Below are 19,197 nucleotides of genomic sequence, written 5' to 3'. Positions count from 1 at the left end.
CCGCTGTGCTTCTCCCGATCCACACTCGCAGATGACTCGTCACGTCCGCACCCACCCACGCTCCCGCATGCTCGCGAGCGTGGCCGCCTTCGCGCTCGTCGTGGCGACGGCGAGCGGCGCCGCCGTCGCGTTCCTAGGCCCGACGGATCCCGCCGCGAGCGTGACCGCGCAGGACGCCGAGCTCGTGTCGCCGGCCCCGGCGGCCACGACACCGACCCCGAGCCCGACACGGACGCCCGAGCCCGACGCCGACTTCACGATCGTCGCGGCGGGCGACGTCCTGCCCCACCTGCCCGTCGACGCGGACGCGCGGACGACGACCGGCTACGACTTCAGCTCGCTCCTGTCCCCCATGGACCCGTGGATCGCCGGCGCCGACCTCGCGATCTGCCACCTGGAGGTGCCGCTGGCCCCTGCGGGCACCAAGCCGTCCGGCTACCCGGTCTTCGCCGCCCCCGCGCAGCTGGCGCAGGACCTGAAGGAGCAGGGCTGGGACGGCTGCTCCACGTCGTCGAACCACTCCGTGGACCGCGGGTTCGCCGGTGTGACCTCGACCCTGGACGCCCTCGACGCTGCGGGGCTCGGGCACGTCGGCACGGCCCGCACCGAGACGGAGGCCGCGCAGCCGCAGCTCTACCGCCTCGAGCGCGCCGGCCAGACGATCACGGTGGCGCAAATCGCTGCGGCGTTCGGCACCAACGGGATGCCCGTCGAGTCCACCAAGCCCTGGTCGGTCGACCTCATCGACGTGCCCGCCATGGTCAGGGAGGCGAAGCAGGCACGCGCCGACGGTGCGGACCTCGTCATCGCGAGCGTGCACTGCTGCGTCGAGTACCGGACCGAGCCGTCGGTGGAGCAGCAGGCCATCGACCAGGAGCTGGCCGACTCGGGTCAGTTCGACCTCGTGATCGGCCACCACGCACACGTCCCGCAGCCGGTCGCGAAGCTCGAGGGCGGCCCCGACGGCGACGGCATGTGGGTCGCCTACGGGCTGGGCAACTACCTGTCGAACCAGGACTCGGCGTGCTGCGTCGCGAACACCGACTCCGGCATCCTCCTGACGGCGCACGTGACGAGCCCGGCGGCGTCCGGCGAGCACCCGGCGGGACCCGCGCGCGTGACGTCCGTCGAGTGGACGCCGATCACCGTCGACCGCCTCGGCGGGCACGAGGTGCACGCACTGACCGACATCACCGACGGCACCGCGCACCTGAGCGCGACGAAGGTCACCGAGCGCGTCGCACGTGTCACCGCCGCGGCGGGCGACGAGGCACCCGAGCGGACCAGCCCGGTGATCCCCACGGGTCCGGAGCCCACGGTCGTGCCGCGCACGTCCTGACGGGTCAGCCCGCGGTGCGCGGGTCCAGCACGGTCTCCACCGGCTGCGCGCTGCCGAACAGCCAGCCCTGCCCGTAGCGCCACCCGTTGCGGTGCAGGAACTCCGCCTGCTCGACGTGCTCGATCCCCTCCGCGATGGTCACCATCGCGAGCTCGCGCGCCAGGGCACCCAACGCGCGGGCGATCTTGCCGGCCGTCGGGTCGTCGGGGATGCCCGACGTGAAGGACATGTCGAGCTTGACGCCGGCCACCGGCAGGTCGCGCAGGTAGGACAGCGGCGAGACGCCGGTCCCGAAGTCGTCGAGCAGGACGGGCACGCCGGCTGCCGACAGCTGCGTGAGCTCGTGCCGGATGCGCGTCCCGGAGGCGACGAGCGAGGTCTCGGTCAGCTCGACGACGATCCGACCGGCCATGACACGGTGGCGCGAGATCTCGGCGAGGAGCGTCGTCGCGAACTCGCCGTCACCGAGCTGGTCCGCGGAGACGTTGACCGACACCCACCGCGTCTGGTCCGGCATCGCCGCGACCGCCTCGACGACCCGTCGGGCGACGAACTGCCCCAGCGGCACGGACAGACCCGCCTCCTGCGCGAGCGACAGGAACGCCTGCGGCAGCAGCAGGCCACGGTAGGGGTGCCGCCAGCGGATGAGCGCCTCGTAGCCGACCACGCGTTGGTCGCCGAGATCGACGATGGGCTGGTAGTACACGACCAGCTCGCCGGTCTCGAGCGCGCTCGCGATCTCCCGCTGCAGGTCGGAACCGCTCGCTCGGCTCATCGACTGGTCGTACACCTCGGTCCGGCCGCGGCCCGAGCCCTTGGCGCGGTAGAGCGCGGCGTCCGCCGCGGCGAGCATGGACGGCGCCCCACCCTCGACGGCCTCGGGCTCGGCCAGCGCGATGCCGATGCTCGCGCCCACGCTGAGCCGACGACGCGCGACGCGCACCGGCTCCTGGAGCCCGGCGTGGATCGCGGCCGCCACCTCGAAGACGGCCTTCGGTCCGTCGGTGTCCTGGACGACGACGACGAACTCGTCGCCGCCGAGCCGCGCGACAGTCCCGCGCCGCGCCGTGGCCGCGCGCAGCACGCCCGCGACGTGGACCAGCACCTCGTCGCCCGCCGCGTGCCCGTAGCGGTCGTTGATCTCCTTGAACCCGTCCAGGTCGCACGCGAGCACCGCGACGCGGTCCACGATGCCGGGCTGCTCCAGCACGGACTGGAGGACCTCCTGCAGGAGCGTCCGGTTGGCCAGGCCTGTCAGCGGGTCGTGCATCGCGCGGTGCGTGAGCATCTCCGCCTGCAGCCGCGACTCGGTGGAGTCCCGGACCTGGACGACGAAGTGGTCGGGTGCGCCCGACGGCGCCCGGACGAGCGCGGCGTCGAGCACGACCCACACCTGGTGGCCGTCGGCGCGCTGGTAGCGCTTCTCGAGCGAGAACCGGTGCTGCCCGCCGCCGAGCAGCCGGTCCACCTCGAGGCGCTCGGTCGCGCGCGTGTCGGCGGTGCTCAGGTCCGCCATCGGATAGCCCCGCAGCGCCGCGACGCTGGTGCCGAGCAGCTCGGCCAACGCGGCGTTGGCCTCGACGATCACCCAGTCCAGGTCGACGAGCGCCATGCCGATGGGCGCGTTCTCCATCGCGACGCGGAACTGCGTCTCGCTGCGTGACAGCGCAGCCTCGACCTCGCGCCGCCCCGTGACGTCGACGAGCGTCGTGAGCACGGCGGCGCTGTCACCGTCCCCGGCCGGCACGAGCTGGCTCGAGACCTGCACCATGCGCGCCTGCCCCTGCGGGCCGCCGGGCAGCGCGACACCCACGAGCTCGGAGTCGACGGTGAAGCCGGCCCGCCCCATGCCGGCCCGATGCCCCAGCACCGCCGACGGGTTCATCGCCAGGCCCGTCTCGTTCACCAGCACCACGGGCAGGTCCCCGAGCTGACGCCCCACCGACGACGCCGGGTCGACGCCCAGGATCGCCGCGGCCCGGTCGGAGATGTCGAGCACCCGCCCGGACAACGACGAGACGAGCGCACCCTCGCGGGTGACCGACTGCAGCGCGTCGTAGCGGTGCCGCAGCTCGCGGGACAGCGCGAGCAGCTCGTTGGCCCGACGCACCTCACGGCGCTGTCGCGACATCAGCACCAGCACGGCTATCAGCGCGATGATCGCGATGATGCCGAGGATGCTGCTGACCGTGCTGAACGTGTCGGACGACCCGAGGAACGACGCGGGCACCTGGCCCGCGTCCGTCCGCAGGTTCACCGGCCCGCGCCGGACCAGCCGGCGTCGTCCCCTTCGTCGTCGTCGAAGTAGTCGGTCGCGACGGGCGGGTCGCCCGGCATGCCGCCGTCGTCGTCCCCCGGGGCGCCGCGCAGCATGGCCAGCGTGCCCGGCAGGTCGTCGGGCTGGACCAGCACCTCGCGGGCCTTGGACCCCTCGGACGGCCCGACGATCTCGCGCGACTCGAGCAGGTCCATGAGCCGGCCGGCCTTGGCGAACCCGACGCGCAGCTTGCGCTGCAGCATCGACGTCGAGCCGAACTGCGAGGTGACCACCAGCTCCGCGGCCTGCAGCAGCAGGTCCAGGTCGTCGCCGATGTCGTCGTCGACCTGCTTCTTGGCCGCGGCGACGGTCACGTCCTGGCGGTAGACCGGCTTCAGCTGGCCCTTGACGTGCTCGACGACCGCGTGGATCTCCGACTCGGTGACCCACGCACCCTGGGTACGCATCGGCTTGGCCGCACCCATCGGCAGGAACAGCGCGTCACCCTGGCCGATGAGCTTCTCGGCGCCCGGCTGGTCGAGCACGACGCGCGAGTCCGTCAGCGAGCTCGTCGCGAACGCGAGCCTCGACGGCACGTTGGCCTTGATCAGACCCGTGACCACGTCGACCGACGGGCGCTGCGTGGCGAGCACCAGGTGGATGCCGGCCGCGCGGGCGAGCTGCGTGATGCGCTGGATGGACGCCTCGACGTCGCGCGGCGCCACCATCATGAGGTCGGCGAGCTCGTCGACCACCACCAGCAGGTAGGGGTACGGCGCGATCTTGCGCTCCGAGCCCGGCAGCGGCTTGACCTTGCCCGCACGCACCGCGACGTTGAAGTCGTCGATGTGCTTGAAGCCGAAGTTGGCCAGGTCGTCGTAGCGCGCCTCCATCTCGCGGACCACCCACTCGAGGGCCTCGGCGGCCTTCTTCGGGTTGGTGATGATGGGCGTGATGAGGTGCGGGATCCCCTCGTAGATCGTCAGCTCGACGCGCTTGGGGTCGACGAGCACCATGCGGACCTCGTCGGGCGTGGCCCGCATGAGGACCGAGACGATCATCGAGTTGACGAAGCTCGACTTGCCGGCACCGGTGGCCCCGGCCACGAGCATGTGCGGCATCTTCGCCAGGTTGGCCGTGACGTACCCGCCCTCGACGTCCTTGCCGATGCCGATGACCATGGGGTGCTCGGTGCGCTTGGCGGCGCTCGAGCGCAGCACGTCACCCAGCGAGACGGTCTCGCGGTCCGTGTTGGGGATCTCGATGCCGATCGCGGACTTGCCGGGGATCGGCGACAGGATGCGGACGTCGGCGCTGGCCACCGCGTAGGCGATGTTCTTGCTGAGCGCCGTGACGCGCTCCACCTTGGTGCCCTTGCCGAGCTCCACCTCGTACCGGGTCACCGTCGGCCCGCGCGTGAAGCCCGTGACCTGTGCGTTGATCTCGAACTGCTCGAGCACGCCCGTCAGCGACTCGACCACGCGGTCGTTCGCCGCGGAGCGGACCTTGTGGGGTGCGCCCTTGGCGAGCACGTCCTCGGCAGGCAGCGTGTAGAGCACGTCGCCCTCGAGCATCGGCTGCTCCCCGCGCGGGACGGGCGTGGGCGTCGGGGCGACGATCGTCTTGCGCTCCGCGTGCGCTGCGTCCAGGACGGCGGTCGGGACGGTGTCGGGTGCGGGCTCGACGCTCTCGTCGTCCGCGGCCACGACCGCCGCACGGACGAACGCCTCGTCCCCGTCGTACCCGTCCAGCCGGTCGTCGGCGGGCTCGTCGAGCTCGTCGGCCCGCTTGCGCCGTCCCAGGAGGAGGCCCCTGCGGCGCGGCTGCGCCGGTTCGTCCTCGTCGACGGCGGAGTGCAGCGCGTTGATGACGAGCGGTTCGTCGTCGTCCTCGGTCTCGGCGTCGTCGTCCGGCCGCTCGTGGCCGCCGGTGAGGCGGTGGTAGCCGTTGCGCAGCCGCGGGACCACCTGGTGCACCGGGGTCGCGGTCAGGACGAGGATCCCGAAGAACGCCAGCAGCAGCAGGAGGATCACCGCGACGGGCGCGGTGACCAGGCCGGCCAGGGGGTTGCCGACCGCGAAGCCGACGATCCCGCCGGCCCTGCGCAGCGCGTCGAAGTCGTCCGTGCCCGGCAACCCGTTCGAGATCTGCACGATCCCGCAGACGGCGACGATGATCGCCGTCAGGCCGATGCCCATCCGGCCGTTCGCCTGCACACGCTCCGGGTGACGCATGAGGCGGATCGCGACGGCCAGCAGCAGCACGGGCACGATCACGCCGACGACGCCGAAGGTGCCGGCGACCACCGAGTGGATCGCGTCGCCGGCGGTCCCCGACAGCGCCCACCACTCCCGCGCGGCCACGACGACCGCGAGCGCGAGCAGCGTGAACGCGGCGCCGTCGCGGCGGTGCGCCGGGTCGAGGTCGCGGGCGCCGTGACCCATGCGGCGCGCGGTGCCGCCGATCAGGTGCGCGCACCCCATGAACGCACCCTTGACCATGCGGACCGGGAGCGCGGGCTTGTGCGGTGCGGGTGCGGGCTTGCGCCCCTGCGGCCGCGTGGGCGCGGGCCGCTTGGCGGGCGCCTTGCCGGTCGACCGGCCGGAGGCGCGCGCCGTCGCGGGCGCGCCGGCGCGGCCGCCTGAGGAGGACGTACGAGTCGCCATGGTCCTCAAACTAGCCGGGTCCGCCGACGAGACGGGCGTGCGGGCGCGCGTGTCGGTGTCGATGTCGGTGGCTCGTGGCACGGTGGGGTGATGGCGACGAGCACCCGACCGGCCGTGAGCGTGGACCGTGCGCAGGTGCTGCGCTACCGCGTGCACGCTCAACAGCTTGACCGACGACCGCGGTCGGATCGCGCCGTCGACGCCGCCGACGTCCTCGATCTCGGGGTGCAGGACACGGGACCCGACGGGGCGCTGTGGGCGCTGGCGCTGCGCGGCGTGCCGGTCGAGGCGGGGCGATGGCCGCACGAGCTCGCCCTCGCGTGGACGCTGCGCGGGGCGCCGCACGCCTACCGGCGCTCGGACCTGCCTGCCGTCGAGCGCGCGGTGCGCCCGTTCTCCGAGGCCGACGCCGCCAAGCGCATCATGTCGGCGGCGGGTCCGTTGAAGAAAGCCGGGATCGGCCGCGCGGACGCCTTGTCCGTCGCTGCGACCGCGATGCGCGACGTCGTGACCCAGCCCCTCGAGAAGGGCGCGCTCTCCACGCGGATGACGGCTGTGCTCGACGACCCGTACCTGCGCTGGTGCGAGCCGTGCCAGGCCACGCACCCCTACGAGATGGTGTTCCGCCTCGCCGCCCTGCACGCGGGGCTCGAGCTCGAGCCCGGCACGTCTCCCCCGGTGATCCGCCGCATCCCGCGCTGGCCTGCCGCGCAGGTCGGTGACCTGACGCCGCCCGAGCCCGGCGGCCCGTCCGACGTCCTGCGTGCGCTGCTCCACCTCCTGGGCCCGATGACGCCGGGCCAGGCGGCGGAGCTCCTCGACGCCCCGGCGCGCGACATCCGGGAGTGGTGGCCGCACGACGCCGTCGACGTCCTGGTGGACGGTGCGCCGGCCTCGCTCCTCGCGGGCGACGTCGGGGCCCTCGAGCGTGCGGCCGAGCCGCCCGACGGGGACCCGGTCGTGCGCCTGCTCGGCCCCTACGACCTGTTCCTGCAGGGGCGCGACCGCGAGGTGATCGTCCCCGACGCCCGTCGGCGCCCGGAGCTGTGGCGGACGCTCGGCCGACCGGGCGCCGTGCTCGCCGGAGGCGAGATCGTCGGGACGTGGCGCCCGCGGGCGAAGGGGCGGGTGCTGGGGCTCGAGCTCGACGAGTGGGTGCCGTGGGACGCGTCGACGCGAGCGGCCGTCGAGCGCGAGCACGGGCGACTGGCGGAGTTCCGAGGCCTGCGACCCGCGTGATCGACCTTCACTCCCCGACGAAGGGCGCGCTCGCCACGGCCACGCTGGAGGTGCCAGCCAGCAGCTCGCCACCGTCTGCGACCGTCGTGCGCAGGTCCCGCGTCGCGACGGCGACCACCGTGCTTCCGGTGAGCGTGCACCCCAAGGACTCCCCGCGATAGCGCGGGCTGCTCGGGCAGTCGACCACGAGGCGGTCGATGCCCTGCTCAGCGAGCGCCTCCTGGAGAGCTGCGACGGCGTCGTCGGCCGGGAGCGCCGCCCGCCAGCATCGGTCGTAGTCGCGCTGACCACCCGTGCAGGTCACCGGCGTGAACGTGGCCGGCACGGTCGTGGCGCCCACCGCGCGTCCGGCGGCGGCTGCTGCGTATGTTGCGGCGGCGACGCGCTCGTCCTCACGGTGCTGGTGGAAAGCCACACCCGCCGCGATGACCAGGACGACCAGGACCGCCAGGGCAGCGACGAGCCGCGTCTTCGTCATACGTCGGCATCGACACGTCGGGGCCAGGGGTTGAGGGCCTGGCGGTCCGGTTGGTCAGAGCTCTGTCGGCGTGCCCCTCTCGAGGACGACGAGACGGTCACCGACCCCGCCGTGCTCGAACCGGTCGACCACCGCGGACAGCGGCTCGACGAAGTGGGCCCAGTCGGTGTGGTGGACCGGGACGATCCGTGCCCGGTCCAGCAGGTCGGCGGCTGCCCTGGCCCGCGCCGCGTCCATCGTCACGGGCTCGTCGCCGAACCGCCCCACGTTGGCGCCGCCGACGAAGAGCACGGCCAGCTCGATCGCCGGGAACCGGGTCGCGATCGTGGCCACCACGTCGAGCGACGAGTTGTCGCCCGCGACGTAGGTCGTCGGCAGGCCGTCGGCCTCCAGGACGAATCCCGTCACCGCCCCGCTCAGAGCTTCCGCGCCCTCCGGTCCGTGCCGCGCGGGCACGGCCGTGACGACCACCCCGCCCGGGAGCTCGACGTGCTCCCACGCGACCAGGCCCCGGACGCCCGGGATCCGAGAGGCGGCGTCCGGGGTGGACAGCACGAGCGGGACGTCGGCGAGCAGCTCCCGGCCGGCGTCGTCCAGGTTGTCGACATGCTGGTCGTGGGAGAGCAGGACGACGTCGAGCGGCCCGAGATCGCGCGCGGCGAGCGCGGGCCCCTCGAGCTTGCTGAGGGTGATCGGGCCGGGGAAGTCACGTGGGGCGTCGAACGTCGGGTCGGTGAGGAACGTCAGCCCGCCGTAGGTGAAGGCCAACGTGGGTCCGCCGACGAAGGTCGCGGTGATCGGGGTGTGCGTCATGCCTGCCAGGTTCATCGCGCCGGGCGGCCGTCGCCAGGGGCCCGGAGGCCGATGATCGCTAGGATCGGGCCATGCACACGGTCGTGGTCGTCGCGTTCCCCGGCATCAGCCCCTTCCACCTGGCCGTCCCGACCGCCGTGTTCGGTGCACAGCGCCACGGAGTGCCAGCGCTGCCGTACCGAGTGGTGGTCTGCGCGGAGCAACCGGGCCCGCTGCCGACGAGCGGCGGCTACGACGTGGTCGTCGCCCACGGCCTCGACGCCCTGGCAGACGCCGACACCGTCGTGCTGCCCAGCGCCGACACGTCGGTCGCGCCGTCGTCGTCACTGCTCGCGGCCGTCCGGGCAGCGCACGACCGCGGGGCGCGCGTCGTCGGGCTGTGCCTGGGTTCCTTCCTCGTCGCCGCGTCGGGCATCGCGGACGGCCGGGAGGTGGCGACCCACTGGCACGCGGCCGACGAGCTGGCCGCCCGCTACCCGCGCGTACGCGTCCGGCCCGACGTGCTGTGGTGCGACGAGGGCGACGTCGTGACCTCCGCAGGCGTCGCTGCTGCGCTCGACTGCTGCCTGCACGTCGTGCGCGCCGACCAGGGCGAACGCGTCGCCGCGCAGATCGCTCGGTCCCTCGTCCTGGCGCCGCATCGCGACGGGTCGCAGGCGCAGTTCATCCCCGCCCCGCTCGCCCCCTCCGCCGGACCCGACCCGGTCGAACGCGCGATGGCGTGGGCAGCACAGCGCCTCGAGCAACCCGCTGACCTCGACCGCTGGGCCGCGCAGGTGTCGATGTCCCGGCGCACGTTCACGCGACGCTTCCGCGCCCGCACGGGCACGAGCCCGACGCAGTGGCTCGTCGAGCGGCGCCTCGCGCACGCCCGCATGCTGCTCGAGTCGACCGACGAACCCGTCGAGGCCGTCGCCCACGCCTGCGGCTACACCACCGCCGCCGCGCTGCGCGTCCACTTCGCGAGCCGGTACGGCACCTCGCCGAGGCGGCACCGGGATGCCTTCCGCGTCGTCGCCTGACGAGCCAAGGACCACGCACCCGACGAGCAGCACCGTCCAGATCCTGACGACGACCGTCGGTCCACCGCCATTCGCCGCACGCTCCCTGCGAGGCGGACAGTCGTGTCGGTGGTCGGGGTTAGCGTCGGTCTCGTGAGCGTTCGACGTCCGGGCACGGCCCGATGAGCCGCCGCGGCTGGCTGCTCCTGATCGCCATGGGCGTGGTCTGGGGCGTGCCGTACCTGCTGATCAAGGTGGCCGTCGGGCAGGTCTCCCCCGCCACGGTCGTCTTCGTGCGCACCGGGCTCGGCGCCCTGCTGCTGATCCCCTTCGCGGTCCGCGCCGGAGGTCTGCGCACTTTGCGGGGGCACTGGCCCGCCGTGCTGGGCTTCGCCGCGCTCGAGATCGTCGGGCCGTGGATCCTGCTCTCGAACGCCGAGCGCACCCTGACCAGCTCGACGACGGGCCTGCTCGTCGCGACCGTCCCGATCGCCGCCGTCGTCCTGGGGCGGCTGGTCGGCGACCGCGCTCCCGTCGCAGCCGTGCGCTGGGTCGGGCTGCTCGTCGCGCTCGCCGGCGTCGCGCTCCTGCTGGGTCCCGGCGCGGCGGCCGACGACCCGTGGGCGGTGACACAGGTGCTGCTCGCCGCCCTCGGCTACGCGACCGCGCCGATGATCGCCGACCGCTGGCTCCGCGACGTCCCCGTCATCCCCCTGACGGCCACCTGCCTCGGTGTCTCCGCGCTCGTGTACGCACCGATCGTCCTCGCGACGGGTCCGCACCCCTGGCCCGACACCGACGCCGTGCTCGCGCTCGCCGCCCTGGGAGCGGTCTGCACGGCGCTCGCCTTCGTGCTCTTCTTCGGACTCATCGCCGAGGTCGGCGCGGCGCGCTCGACGCTCGTGGCCTACCTCAACCCCGTCGTCGCCGTCGTGCTCGGTGCGCTCGTCCTCGACGAGCCGTTCACCTGGACGATTGCCGCCGCAACGCTCCTGATCGTGCTCGGGTCGGCAGCCGCCTCCCTGCGCGGCCGTCCGGGCGCCGCGCAGCCGACGACGGCGGACAGCCCGCGCATCGACGACGTCGCCGCGACCCCGTCGAACGCGCAGTCCCGCTGACGACGCGGGACCGGCCCACTAGTCCGGCATCAGCTGCATCGTGAAGGCGTGCACCGTCGACGTGCCCCTCGTGCCGGCGGCCCCGACGCCGCCGGATGCGTCGGCGAGGATCGCGCCCAACCGGATGTGGCAACGCTCCTGCCCACCCGTGGAACCCGGTGCCGGCGAGCAGCTGAGCTCCGTGCCGACGTAGCCCGCGTGCGCTACGCCGTCCGCCAGCGCCTCGAGCGCCGCGCGGGGCTCGTCGTCGACGCGCCAGCAGCGGTCGCTCGACGCGACCGAGTCGATGCACGGCGTCAGCTCGAACCCCGCCAGGGCGAGCTCGTCGAGGATCGTGCCCGCGCGCGCGATCTCGTCGCGGATGCGCTCGCGCTCGTCGTCGTCGTGCGCGCATCCTCCTGCGGCTGCGACCAGCGCGAACACCGCCGCGACACCGAGACCCCGTGACAGCGTGCCGAGGCGTGCCGACTGGCCGCCGCCCGCTGCGGTCGGCTCAGCGCCACTCCCACGACGCGACCATCGCGTCCGCCACGTCCGACGCCCCCACGGGATCGTCGTCGTGGTGGTAGTAGCCCGCGATGACCAGCTTGCCCTCACGCTCCGCGAGCCATTCGGTGATGAGGGTGCCGCTGCCCATGTCCAGCTCGGTGCGCACCGAGCGACCCATCGCGCCCACCTCCCACACCGGTTGCCCCACGAGCTGAGAGTCGACGCGGTGCGCCATCTTCCACGCCACGAGCTCGTCGACCGACCCGAACGAGTCGATCGGAAAGCACACCACGTTGAACATCGACGGCCGCTGCGACCCCGACGAGAGCCTGATGTTGGTCCCTGCCGCCGACTCCACAGAGCTCCGGTACGACAACGACGGGCAGCCCGACGGCGTGCCCACCGTGTAGGGAAGCTCGACCTCCGGGTGCGCCTGCACCGTGACCACCGGGAGCGGCTCGGGCGTCGCCTCCGCCTCGGAACGCGGCCACAGCACGGCGGCCGCGCCCGCGATCGCGATCACGCCGGCGCCTGCGAGCGCCCATCTGGCACCTCGAGAGATCGTCACGTGGGCATCGTGGCGGTGCTGGGGGCGGGTGTGGGCAGGAACGGTGTGAAGTCACCCGTTTGGCGGGCCTGCGTTCGGGCTGCGTCTTTGGCTCGTGGGGTTGGTCGGTGTTCGGGCTACGTCTTAGGCCCGCGGGGTTGGGCGGTGTTCGGGCTACGTTTCAAGCCCGCGGGGTTGGTCGGTGCGCGGGCTCACGGACGGCCCTGTTCTCTTGGTCGGCCTGAACCTGCGCTCCGCGCGCGGCGAGTGGCGCTTCGCGCCCCTCACCGCGCACTGCGCTCCGGTTCAGGCCTCGCGTTCCCGGTCGGCCTGAACCTGCGCTCCGCGCGCGGCGAGTGGCGCTTCGCGCCCCTCACCGCGCACTGCGCTCCGGTTCAGGCCTCGACCACCACGGGGATGATCATCGGACGGCGCCGCAGCCGGTTGCTCACCCAGCGGCCCACCACGCGGCGCATCACCTGCTGGAGCTGGTGGACGTCGGTCGCGCCCTGCGCAGCCGCGTCCTCGAGCGCCCGCGTGAGCTCCGGCAGGATGTCGTCGAACACGGCGTCCTGCTCCGCGAACCCGCGGGCATGGATCTGCGGGCCTGCCAGCACCTTGCCGTCGGCCGACGACACGACCGCGAAGATCGACACGAAGCCCTCGTCGCCCAGGATCCGACGGTCCTTGAGCTCGACCTCGGTGATCTCCCCGACGCTCGACCCGTCGACGTAGACGTAGCCGCACGGGACTGCGCCCACGACGGACGCTCGGCCGTCGACGAGGTCCACGACCACGCCGTCCTCGGCCAGCACCACGCGGTCGGCCGGCACGCCGGTCTGCACCGCGAGCGCGGCGTTCGCGACCAGGTGGCGGACCTCGCCGTGCACGGGCATGACGTTGCGCGGCTTGAGGATGTTGTAGCAGTAGAGCAGCTCACCGGCGGATGCGTGCCCGGACACGTGGACCTTGGCGTTGCCGGAGTGGACCACGCGGGCACCCAGCCGGGTCAGTCCGTTGATGATCCGGAAGACGGCGTTCTCGTTCCCGGGGATGAGCGACGACGCCAGGATCACGGTGTCGCCGAACCCGACCGAGACGCGGTGGTCGTTGTTGGCCATCCGGGACAGCGCGGCCATCGGCTCGCCCTGCGAGCCCGTGCACATGAGCACGATCTCGTCGTCCGGCAGGTCGTCGATCTTCTTGATGTCGATCAGCACGCCGTCGGGCACCTTCAGGTAGCCCAGGTCGGCGGCGATGGCCATGTTCCGGACCATCGAGCGTCCGACGAGTGCGACGCGGCGGCCGTGCGCGTGCGCGGCGTCCAGCACCTGCTGCACGCGGTGCACGTGCGACGAGAACGACGCGACGATGATCCGCTTGGACGACTCGGCGAAGACGTTGTCCAGCACGGGGCCGATGCCGCGCTCCTGCGCCACGAAGCCGGGCACCTCCGCGTTGGTGGAGTCGACCATGAACAGGTCGACGCCGGCCTCGCCGAGCCGCGCGAACGCCCGCAGGTCCGTGATGCGCCCGTCGAGCGGGAGCTGGTCCATCTTGAAGTCGCCCGTGTGCAGCACGGTGCCCGCGCCGGTGGTGACGGCGACCGCCAGGGCGTCGGGGATCGAGTGGTTGACGGCGACGAACTCGCACGAGAACGCGCCGAGCCGCTCGGTCTGCCCCTCCTTGACCACCAGGGTCAGGGGGTTGATGCGGTGCTCCTTGAGCTTGGCCTCGACGAACGCGAGCGTCAGTTGCGAGCCGACCAGCGGGATGTCCCCGCGCAGCCGCAGCAGGTACGGCACGGCACCGATGTGGTCCTCGTGGCCGTGCGTCAGGACGATCGCGTCGATGTCCTGCAGCCGGTCCTTGATGTACTCGAAGTCCGGCAGGATCAGGTCGACGCCGGGCTGGTGGTCCTCGGGGAACAGCACGCCGCAGTCGATGACGAGCAGGCGCCCGTCGTACTCGAGCACGGCCATGTTGCGTCCGACCTCACCGAGACCGCCGAGGGCGACGATGCGCAGGGCACCGGCCGCGAGCGGCGGGGGCGGGTTGAGCTCGGGATGCGGGTGGCTCATGGATCTCCTGGGTGTCAGGCGAGGGCTGCGTCGAGCAGCCCTGCGGCGCGCAGTCCTGCGCGGATGTCGTCGACGGCCTCGTCGGGCGCCGGAACGTAGGGAAGGCGGACGGCACGGTTCGCCAGCAGCCCGAGGGTCTCGAGCGCGGCCTTGGCGTACACGGCCTGGAAGCCGGCGCCGTTGATGGCCTCGATGGCGGGCGTGGCGGAACGGAACAGGCGCAGGGCCTCGGCGTGGTCACCGGCGTCCCAGGCACGCACCAGCGCAGCGAACTGCGCGCCGACGACGTGCGACGCGACCCCGACGACGCCGGCACCGCCGTGGGCCAGGAACGGCAGGAAGAGCCCGTCGTCGCCGCAGTACCAGGCCAGGCCCGTGCGCTGCGCGGCAGCGGACGCGGCGAACACGTCCCCGGTCGCGTCCTTCATGGCGACGACGCGATCGTGCGCAGCCAGCGCGTCGATCGTCTGGGGCGCCATCCGCACCCCGGCACGGCCGGGGACGTCGTAGAGCATGACGGGCAGGTCCGTCGCGTCCGCCACGGCGCTGATGTGCGCGACGACGCCGGGCTGCGACGGCCGCGAGTAGTAGGGGCTCACGACGAGGAGCCCGTGCGCACCGGCCTCCGCGGCCTGCTCGGCCATGCGGACCGCGTGGGCGGTGTCGTTGGAACCGGCGCCGGCGACGACGTACGCACGGTCACCGACGGCCTCGACGACCGCGGCGACGAGCTCGGCCTTCTCCGGAGCGTGGGTGGTCGGCGCCTCGCCCGTCGTGCCGTTGAGCACGAGCCCGTCGTGCCCGTCGTCGACCAGGTGCCGCGCGAGCGCGGCAGCGGCGGCCAGGTCGACGGCCCCGTCGGACGTCATGGGGGTGACCATCGCGGTGAGCACCGCCCCGAACGGGCGGGTGGACGACGTGACGCTCGGCATGGGCACACGGTACCGCCGCGTCGGCCGCTGCGGCACGCGCGATCAGGCAACGGACGGCCCGTCGACCGCCGTCGTCAACCCGCGCGACGCCGCCAGGACTCGAAGCGGTACGCGACGTCGCCCGCGGACGACGTCGACCAGCCGTCAGCCGGCTCGCACGCGACCCGCTCCCACGCGTCGTCGAGCGTCGGCGCCCAGGTGTCCCCGTCGACGTCCAGGTCGACCACGGTGATCTCGACCCGGTCGGCCAGCGGCAGCGCCTGCTCGTAGACCGCCCCGCCGCCCATCACCCACGCGTCCCGCTCCCCCACCAGGGCGAGCGCCGCGTCGAGCGACCCGACGACGAGCGCCCCAGGCGCTTCGTAGCCGGCCGTCCGCGTCAGGACGATGTTGTCGCGCCCCGGCAGCGGCCGGAACCGCTCGGGCAACGATTCCCAGGTTGCACGTCCCATCACCACGGGGTGCCCGCTCGTGAGAGCACGGAAGTGCGCGGAGTCCTCCGGCACCCGCCACGGCAGCGCGTTGTCGACGCCGATCACGCCGTCCGGCGACTGTGCCCAGATCAGGGCGAGGCTCACACCGCCACCGGCGCCTTGATGGCCGGATGATGCTGGTAGTCCAGCACCTCGATGTCCTCGAACGCGTAGTCGAAGATCGAGTCCGCCTTGCGCAGGCGCAACGTGGGCGGGGCGAACGCCTCGCGGCTCAGCTGCTCGCGGACCTGGTCCACGTGGTTGTCGTAGATGTGGCAGTCGCCACCGGTCCACACGAAGTCCCCGACCTCGAGGTCGAGCTGCTGGGCCACCATGTGCGTGAGCAGCGCGTACGAGGCGATGTTGAACGGCACACCGAGGAACAGGTCCGCCGAGCGCTGGTAGAGCTGGCACGACAGCCGCCCGTCGGCCACGTAGAACTGGAAGAACGCGTGGCACGGCGCGAGCGCCATGGACGGGATGTCGGCGACATTCCACGCCGAGACGATGTGCCGGCGCGAGTCCGGGTCACGACGCAGGTTGGCCATGAGCTCTCTGATCTGGTCGATGTGGCCGCCATCGGGCGTCGGCCACGACCGCCACTGGACGCCGTAGACGGGACCGAGCTCACCGCGCTCGTCGGCCCACTCGTCCCAGATCGAGACGCCGTGCTCCCGCAGCCAGCCGACGTTCGAGTCGCCGCGCAGGAACCACAGCAGCTCGTACGCGATCGACTTCAGGTGCACGCGCTTGGTCGTGACCAGCGGGAAGCCCTCGCGCAGGTCGAACCGCATCTGGTGCCCGAACACGCTGCGCGTGCCGGTCCCGGTCCGGTCGGCCTTGGGGGTGCCGGTCTCGAGCACCAGGCGCAGCAGGTCTTCGTACGGAGTCGGCACACCCATGGGCGTCATCGTAGGCGTCAGAGTCGCCGATGCCGGGACGTAGGGTGGGCGCGTGAGGTTCGACGGGCGGCGCGCGGTGGTGCGCACCTCGATCTCCGTGGCACTCGCCACCGGGTTGTACGGCGTGTCGTTCGGCGCGCTGTCCGTGGTGGCCGGGCTGAGCACCGCCCAGACGATGGCGCTGTCGCTGCTGATGTTCTCCGGCGGGTCGCAGTTCGCGTTCATCGGCGTGCTGGGGGCGGGCGGTGCCGCGGGTGCCGCGATCGCGACGGCCGGGCTGCTCGGTGCGCGCAACGGGCTGTACGGCCCGCAGGTGGCACCGCTGCTGGGTGTGCACGGCGGACGTCGCCTGCTGGCGGCCCAGCTGACGATCGACGAGTCGACGGCCGTCGCCACCGCGCAGACGTCGCTCGACGACGCGCGCACCGGCTTCTGGTGGACCGGCGCCGGCGTCTTCGTGCTCTGGAACGCGTTCACGCTGCTGGGCGCCGTCCTCGGTGACGCGCTCGGCGACCCGCGGCGCTACGGCCTCGACGCCGCGGCAGCAGCAGCGTTCCTCGCCCTCGTCTGGCCGCGCATCTCGGGGCCGACGGGCACCGTCGCGCGGCTCGTCGCCGGCGGCGCCGTCCTCGTCGCGCTCGCGCTGACGCCCTTCACTCCCGCCGGTGTGCCGGTGCTGGTCGCGGCGGCCGTCGCGATCCTCGTCGGTATGCTCGCTCCCCTGTCCCCCGACGAGCCGACCACGTCCGAGCACACGGGGGACGTGCCGTGAGCCCCACCGCCACCTGGCTCGCCGTGATCGGGGCGAGCGCCGTCGTGTACGCGCTCAAGGTCGTCGGCCACCTGGTGCCCGAGCACTGGCTCGCCAAGCCGCGCGTGGCCCGGACCGCGGCGCTCGTGACCGTCGCGCTGCTGTCCGCGCTGGTCGCCGTCCAGGCGGCGACGACCGGCAAGGAGCTCGTCGCCGACGCCCGCCTGCCCGCGCTCGCCGTCGCCGCGGTCGCCCTCGTGCTGCGGGCCCCGTTCATCGTCGTCGTCGTCCTGGCCGCCGCGACCGCCGCGGGCCTGCGCGCGCTGGGCATGGCCTGACGGGCACGTTCTCGCCACGTCGGGCGTTGGGCAGGCGCACGACGTGGGCGCCGGAGGCGTCTGCGCCCCCGACGACGAGGCCGCCGGCCTCCCGCCACCGAAGGACCTCCCATGGCCTCTTCCGCCCCGACCATCAAGCCCACCCCGACGCGCGGCTCGACCATCGGCTCGCTGATCTTCCTGTCCCGCTGGCTGCAGGTCCCGCTGTACCTGGGCCTGATCGTCGCGCAGGCCGTCTACGTGTGGCAGTTCATGAAGGAGCTGTGGCACCTGGCGCACGGGGTGTTCTCCGGCCACGGCATGGACGAGGGCGACATCATCATCGCCGTCCTGGGCCTCGTCGACGTCGTGATGATCGCCAACCTGCTGATCATGGTGATCGTGGGCGGCTACGAGACGTTCGTCTCCCGCATCCGCCTGGACAACCACCCCGACCAGCCCGAGTGGCTCTCGCACGTCAACGCCAATGTGCTCAAGACGAAGCTCGCGATGTCGATCATCGGCATCTCCTCGATCCACCTGCTGCGCAGCTTCATCGAGGCGGAGCACACCGTGGAGCAGCCGCACGGCGGCGAGGCCCTGATGTGGCAGACGCTCATCCACCTGACGTTCATCGTCTCCGCGATCGCGCTCGCGTGGATCGACAAGGTCTCGGCCAAGCACCCGCCCAAGGCGCAGCCCGTCGTGGCGCCCGACGACGCACCGGCGCCGATCCCGGCTACCGTCGCCTAGTGCCCCTGTTCAGCGACCACGCCGACGTCTCCGTCCGCCCCGCCGTCCCCGGCGACGAGTCCGCCATCGCCCACGTCCAGCTCACGGCCTGGCGCGACGAGCACCGCGAGGTGCTGGGCGACGACGTGCTCGCCCTGCTCGACGAGGATGCGGTGCGGACCCAGTGGGCGGCCGCCATCACCGCGGCGCCCGCCGGCCACCGCGTGCTGGTGGCGTGCGACGGGCCCACGGTCGTCGGCTTCGCGGCCATCGCGCCGGTCCCGGCGCCGCACGACGCGGCGCTGGGCACGGCGCCGGGCGGCGTGATCCTGGCCCTCGAGGTGGCACCGCACGCGCAGCGCGGCGGCCACGGGTCCCGGCTGCTGGCCGCGGCCGTGGACCTGCTGCGCGAGCAGGGCGCCGACCAGGTCCACACCTGGGTCCTGGACGGCGACGACGCGCGCGCACAGTTCCTGCGCGGCGCCGGTCTCGGTCCCGACGACACCGCGCGGGAGGTCGCGTCCGGCACGCAGCCCGACGGCAGCCACCGCGTCGTGACCGAGCACCGGTGGTGGGCCGAGATCTAGGCGGTCGCCTTCCCGCGGTACAGCCGGCGCGCGTGGCGCAGCGACTCGCGCGCGCGTCGCCGGTCCCCCGCCGCGTCATAGGCGAACGCGAGGTGGTACCAGGACCGCCAGTCGTCGGGGGCGGCGTCGGCGACGTCCCGCGCTGCGTCGAACTGCTCGCGCGCCACGGAGCGGTCGATCCGGCCGCCCGGTGAGCGCGGCAGGTCGTCGACGGGCAGCTCATCGGCCTCCGCCAGCTCGTCGGCCATGCGCTGCACGTCGATCGCCAGCACCCACTCGCGCACGATCAGCCAGATGACGACCAGCGGCAGCACCAGGAACGCGCAGCCCAGCACGACGCCGACCACCTTGCCGGTGCCGATCAGCGCGACGGACCGGCTCGCGACGAGCCAGACGTAGAGTCCGAGCAGCGCGGTCAGGACGATCGCACCGGCCAGGCCGGTGCGGCGCACGCGCGACGAGGTCGCCATCAGCC

General features: G+C 73.1%; 19 protein-coding genes. 8 read left to right on the top strand and 11 right to left on the bottom strand.

Annotated elements, in window-relative coordinates:
- Positions 1-31 precede the first annotated feature (31 nt).
- A complete protein-coding gene (locus IC607_RS16585) occupies positions 32-1,339 on the top strand; it encodes a CapA family protein (protein WP_191788526.1) in 1,308 nt (435 codons plus the stop codon).
- Between the two features lie 4 nt (positions 1,340-1,343).
- Here the strand turns inward: IC607_RS16585 and IC607_RS16580 are convergent, their stop codons facing one another.
- Together IC607_RS16580 and IC607_RS16575 are read right to left on the bottom strand one after the other, a co-directional pair.
- Positions 1,344-3,596, bottom strand: coding sequence for a putative bifunctional diguanylate cyclase/phosphodiesterase (locus IC607_RS16580; RefSeq protein ID WP_370526337.1), 2,253 nt, complete (start codon positions 3,594-3,596; stop codon positions 1,344-1,346).
- On the bottom strand, positions 3,593-6,262 hold the full coding sequence (locus IC607_RS16575) for a DNA translocase FtsK (RefSeq protein ID WP_191788525.1): 2,670 nt from the start codon (positions 6,260-6,262) through the stop codon (positions 3,593-3,595). The genes IC607_RS16580 and IC607_RS16575 overlap by 4 nt, the downstream gene beginning before the upstream one ends.
- A 90-nt stretch (positions 6,263-6,352) precedes the next feature.
- Between IC607_RS16575 and IC607_RS16570 the strand changes: the two genes are divergently transcribed.
- A complete protein-coding gene (locus tag IC607_RS16570) occupies positions 6,353-7,501 on the top strand; it encodes a DNA glycosylase AlkZ-like family protein (protein WP_191788524.1) in 1,149 nt (382 codons plus the stop codon).
- 7 nt (positions 7,502-7,508) lie between these two features.
- Here IC607_RS16570 and IC607_RS16565 read toward each other — a convergent pair whose 3' ends face one another.
- Entirely contained in the window at positions 7,509-7,979 is a 471-nt protein-coding gene (locus IC607_RS16565) for a hypothetical protein (protein ID WP_191788523.1), read from the bottom strand.
- A 54-nt stretch (positions 7,980-8,033) separates the two neighbouring features.
- Entirely contained in the window at positions 8,034-8,792 is a 759-nt protein-coding gene (locus IC607_RS16560) for an MBL fold metallo-hydrolase (RefSeq protein ID WP_191788522.1), read from the bottom strand.
- Between the two features lie 71 nt (positions 8,793-8,863).
- On the opposite strand from IC607_RS16560, the gene IC607_RS16555 reads away from it, so the two are divergent.
- Together IC607_RS16555 and IC607_RS16550 are read left to right on the top strand one after the other, a co-directional pair.
- Positions 8,864-9,814 (top strand): GlxA family transcriptional regulator, encoded by a 951-nt coding sequence (locus IC607_RS16555; protein ID WP_191788521.1) that lies wholly within the window; start codon positions 8,864-8,866, stop codon positions 9,812-9,814.
- Positions 9,815-9,975: 161 nt separating this feature from the next.
- Entirely contained in the window at positions 9,976-10,911 is a 936-nt protein-coding gene (locus IC607_RS16550; protein ID WP_191788520.1) for a DMT family transporter, read from the top strand.
- An 18-nt stretch (positions 10,912-10,929) separates the two neighbouring features.
- Here the strand turns inward: IC607_RS16550 and IC607_RS16545 are convergent, their stop codons facing one another.
- The 6 genes from IC607_RS16545 to IC607_RS16520 form a co-directional block, all read right to left on the bottom strand.
- Complete coding sequence (locus tag IC607_RS16545) at positions 10,930-11,334, bottom strand: hypothetical protein (RefSeq protein WP_191788519.1); 405 nt, start codon at positions 11,332-11,334, stop codon at positions 10,930-10,932.
- A gap of 70 nt (positions 11,335-11,404) precedes the next feature.
- Positions 11,405-11,968, bottom strand: a complete 564-nt coding sequence (locus IC607_RS16540) for a hypothetical protein (RefSeq protein ID WP_191788518.1) — start codon at positions 11,966-11,968, stop codon at positions 11,405-11,407.
- A gap of 374 nt (positions 11,969-12,342) precedes the next feature.
- A complete protein-coding gene (locus IC607_RS16535; protein WP_191788517.1) occupies positions 12,343-14,028 on the bottom strand; it encodes a ribonuclease J in 1,686 nt (561 codons plus the stop codon).
- A gap of 14 nt (positions 14,029-14,042) precedes the next feature.
- Entirely contained in the window at positions 14,043-14,960 is a 918-nt protein-coding gene (gene dapA / locus IC607_RS16530) for a 4-hydroxy-tetrahydrodipicolinate synthase (protein ID WP_191788516.1), read from the bottom strand.
- A 74-nt stretch (positions 14,961-15,034) separates the two neighbouring features.
- Positions 15,035-15,538 (bottom strand): dihydrofolate reductase, encoded by a 504-nt coding sequence (locus tag IC607_RS16525; RefSeq protein WP_191788515.1) that lies wholly within the window; start codon positions 15,536-15,538, stop codon positions 15,035-15,037.
- Positions 15,535-16,335, bottom strand: a complete 801-nt coding sequence (locus IC607_RS16520; RefSeq protein WP_191788514.1) for a thymidylate synthase — start codon at positions 16,333-16,335, stop codon at positions 15,535-15,537. The genes IC607_RS16525 and IC607_RS16520 overlap by 4 nt, the downstream gene beginning before the upstream one ends.
- Positions 16,336-16,387: 52 nt before the next feature.
- Here IC607_RS16520 and IC607_RS16515 point away from each other — a divergent pair, with 52 nt between their 5' ends.
- The 4 genes from IC607_RS16515 to IC607_RS16500 all read left to right on the top strand — a co-directional run bounded on the left by IC607_RS16515 (position 16,388) and on the right by IC607_RS16500 (position 18,722).
- On the top strand, positions 16,388-17,107 hold the full coding sequence (locus IC607_RS16515; protein WP_191788513.1) for an AzlC family ABC transporter permease: 720 nt from the start codon (positions 16,388-16,390) through the stop codon (positions 17,105-17,107).
- On the top strand, positions 17,104-17,424 hold the full coding sequence (locus IC607_RS16510; protein WP_191788512.1) for an AzlD domain-containing protein: 321 nt from the start codon (positions 17,104-17,106) through the stop codon (positions 17,422-17,424). The genes IC607_RS16515 and IC607_RS16510 overlap by 4 nt, the downstream gene beginning before the upstream one ends.
- Before the next feature lie 111 nt (positions 17,425-17,535).
- Positions 17,536-18,156 (top strand): TIGR00645 family protein, encoded by a 621-nt coding sequence (locus tag IC607_RS16505; RefSeq protein WP_191788511.1) that lies wholly within the window; start codon positions 17,536-17,538, stop codon positions 18,154-18,156.
- Positions 18,156-18,722, top strand: a complete 567-nt coding sequence (locus IC607_RS16500; RefSeq protein WP_191788510.1) for a GNAT family N-acetyltransferase — start codon at positions 18,156-18,158, stop codon at positions 18,720-18,722. The genes IC607_RS16505 and IC607_RS16500 overlap by 1 nt, the downstream gene beginning before the upstream one ends.
- Here IC607_RS16500 and IC607_RS16495 read toward each other — a convergent pair.
- Positions 18,719-19,192, bottom strand: a complete 474-nt coding sequence (locus IC607_RS16495) for a hypothetical protein (RefSeq protein ID WP_191788509.1) — start codon at positions 19,190-19,192, stop codon at positions 18,719-18,721. The two genes, IC607_RS16500 and IC607_RS16495, sit on opposite strands and share 4 nt — an antisense overlap.
- Between the last annotated feature and the right edge of the window lie 5 nt (positions 19,193-19,197).

The organism is Cellulomonas sp. JH27-2, assembly GCF_014837175.1.
Taxonomy (GTDB): Bacteria; Actinomycetota; Actinomycetes; order Actinomycetales; family Cellulomonadaceae; genus Cellulomonas.
The sequence above is the reverse complement of the archived record's forward strand: the minus strand, read 5'-3'. Positions and strand labels throughout refer to the sequence as shown.

Excerpts from the sequence above, each read along its gene's own strand:
- IC607_RS16585 (WP_191788526.1), top strand. The coding sequence starts at position 32 with ATGACTCGTCACGTCCGCACCCACCCACGCTCCCGCATGCTCGCGAGC.
- IC607_RS16575 (WP_191788525.1), bottom strand. The coding sequence starts at position 6,262 with ATGGCGACTCGTACGTCCTCCTCAGGCGGCCGCGCCGGCGCGCCCGCG.
- IC607_RS16570 (WP_191788524.1), top strand. The coding sequence starts at position 6,353 with ATGGCGACGAGCACCCGACCGGCCGTGAGCGTGGACCGTGCGCAGGTG.
- IC607_RS16565 (WP_191788523.1), bottom strand. The coding sequence starts at position 7,979 with ATGACGAAGACGCGGCTCGTCGCTGCCCTGGCGGTCCTGGTCGTCCTG.
- IC607_RS16560 (WP_191788522.1), bottom strand. The coding sequence starts at position 8,792 with ATGACGCACACCCCGATCACCGCGACCTTCGTCGGCGGACCCACGTTG.
- IC607_RS16555 (WP_191788521.1), top strand. The coding sequence starts at position 8,864 with ATGCACACGGTCGTGGTCGTCGCGTTCCCCGGCATCAGCCCCTTCCAC.
- IC607_RS16550 (WP_191788520.1), top strand. The coding sequence starts at position 9,976 with ATGAGCCGCCGCGGCTGGCTGCTCCTGATCGCCATGGGCGTGGTCTGG.
- IC607_RS16535 (WP_191788517.1), bottom strand. The coding sequence starts at position 14,028 with ATGAGCCACCCGCATCCCGAGCTCAACCCGCCCCCGCCGCTCGCGGCC.
- dapA (WP_191788516.1), bottom strand. The coding sequence starts at position 14,960 with ATGCCGAGCGTCACGTCGTCCACCCGCCCGTTCGGGGCGGTGCTCACC.
- IC607_RS16520 (WP_191788514.1), bottom strand. The coding sequence starts at position 16,335 with ATGGGTGTGCCGACTCCGTACGAAGACCTGCTGCGCCTGGTGCTCGAG.
- IC607_RS16505 (WP_191788511.1), top strand. The coding sequence starts at position 17,536 with ATGGCCTCTTCCGCCCCGACCATCAAGCCCACCCCGACGCGCGGCTCG.
- IC607_RS16495 (WP_191788509.1), bottom strand. The coding sequence starts at position 19,192 with ATGGCGACCTCGTCGCGCGTGCGCCGCACCGGCCTGGCCGGTGCGATC.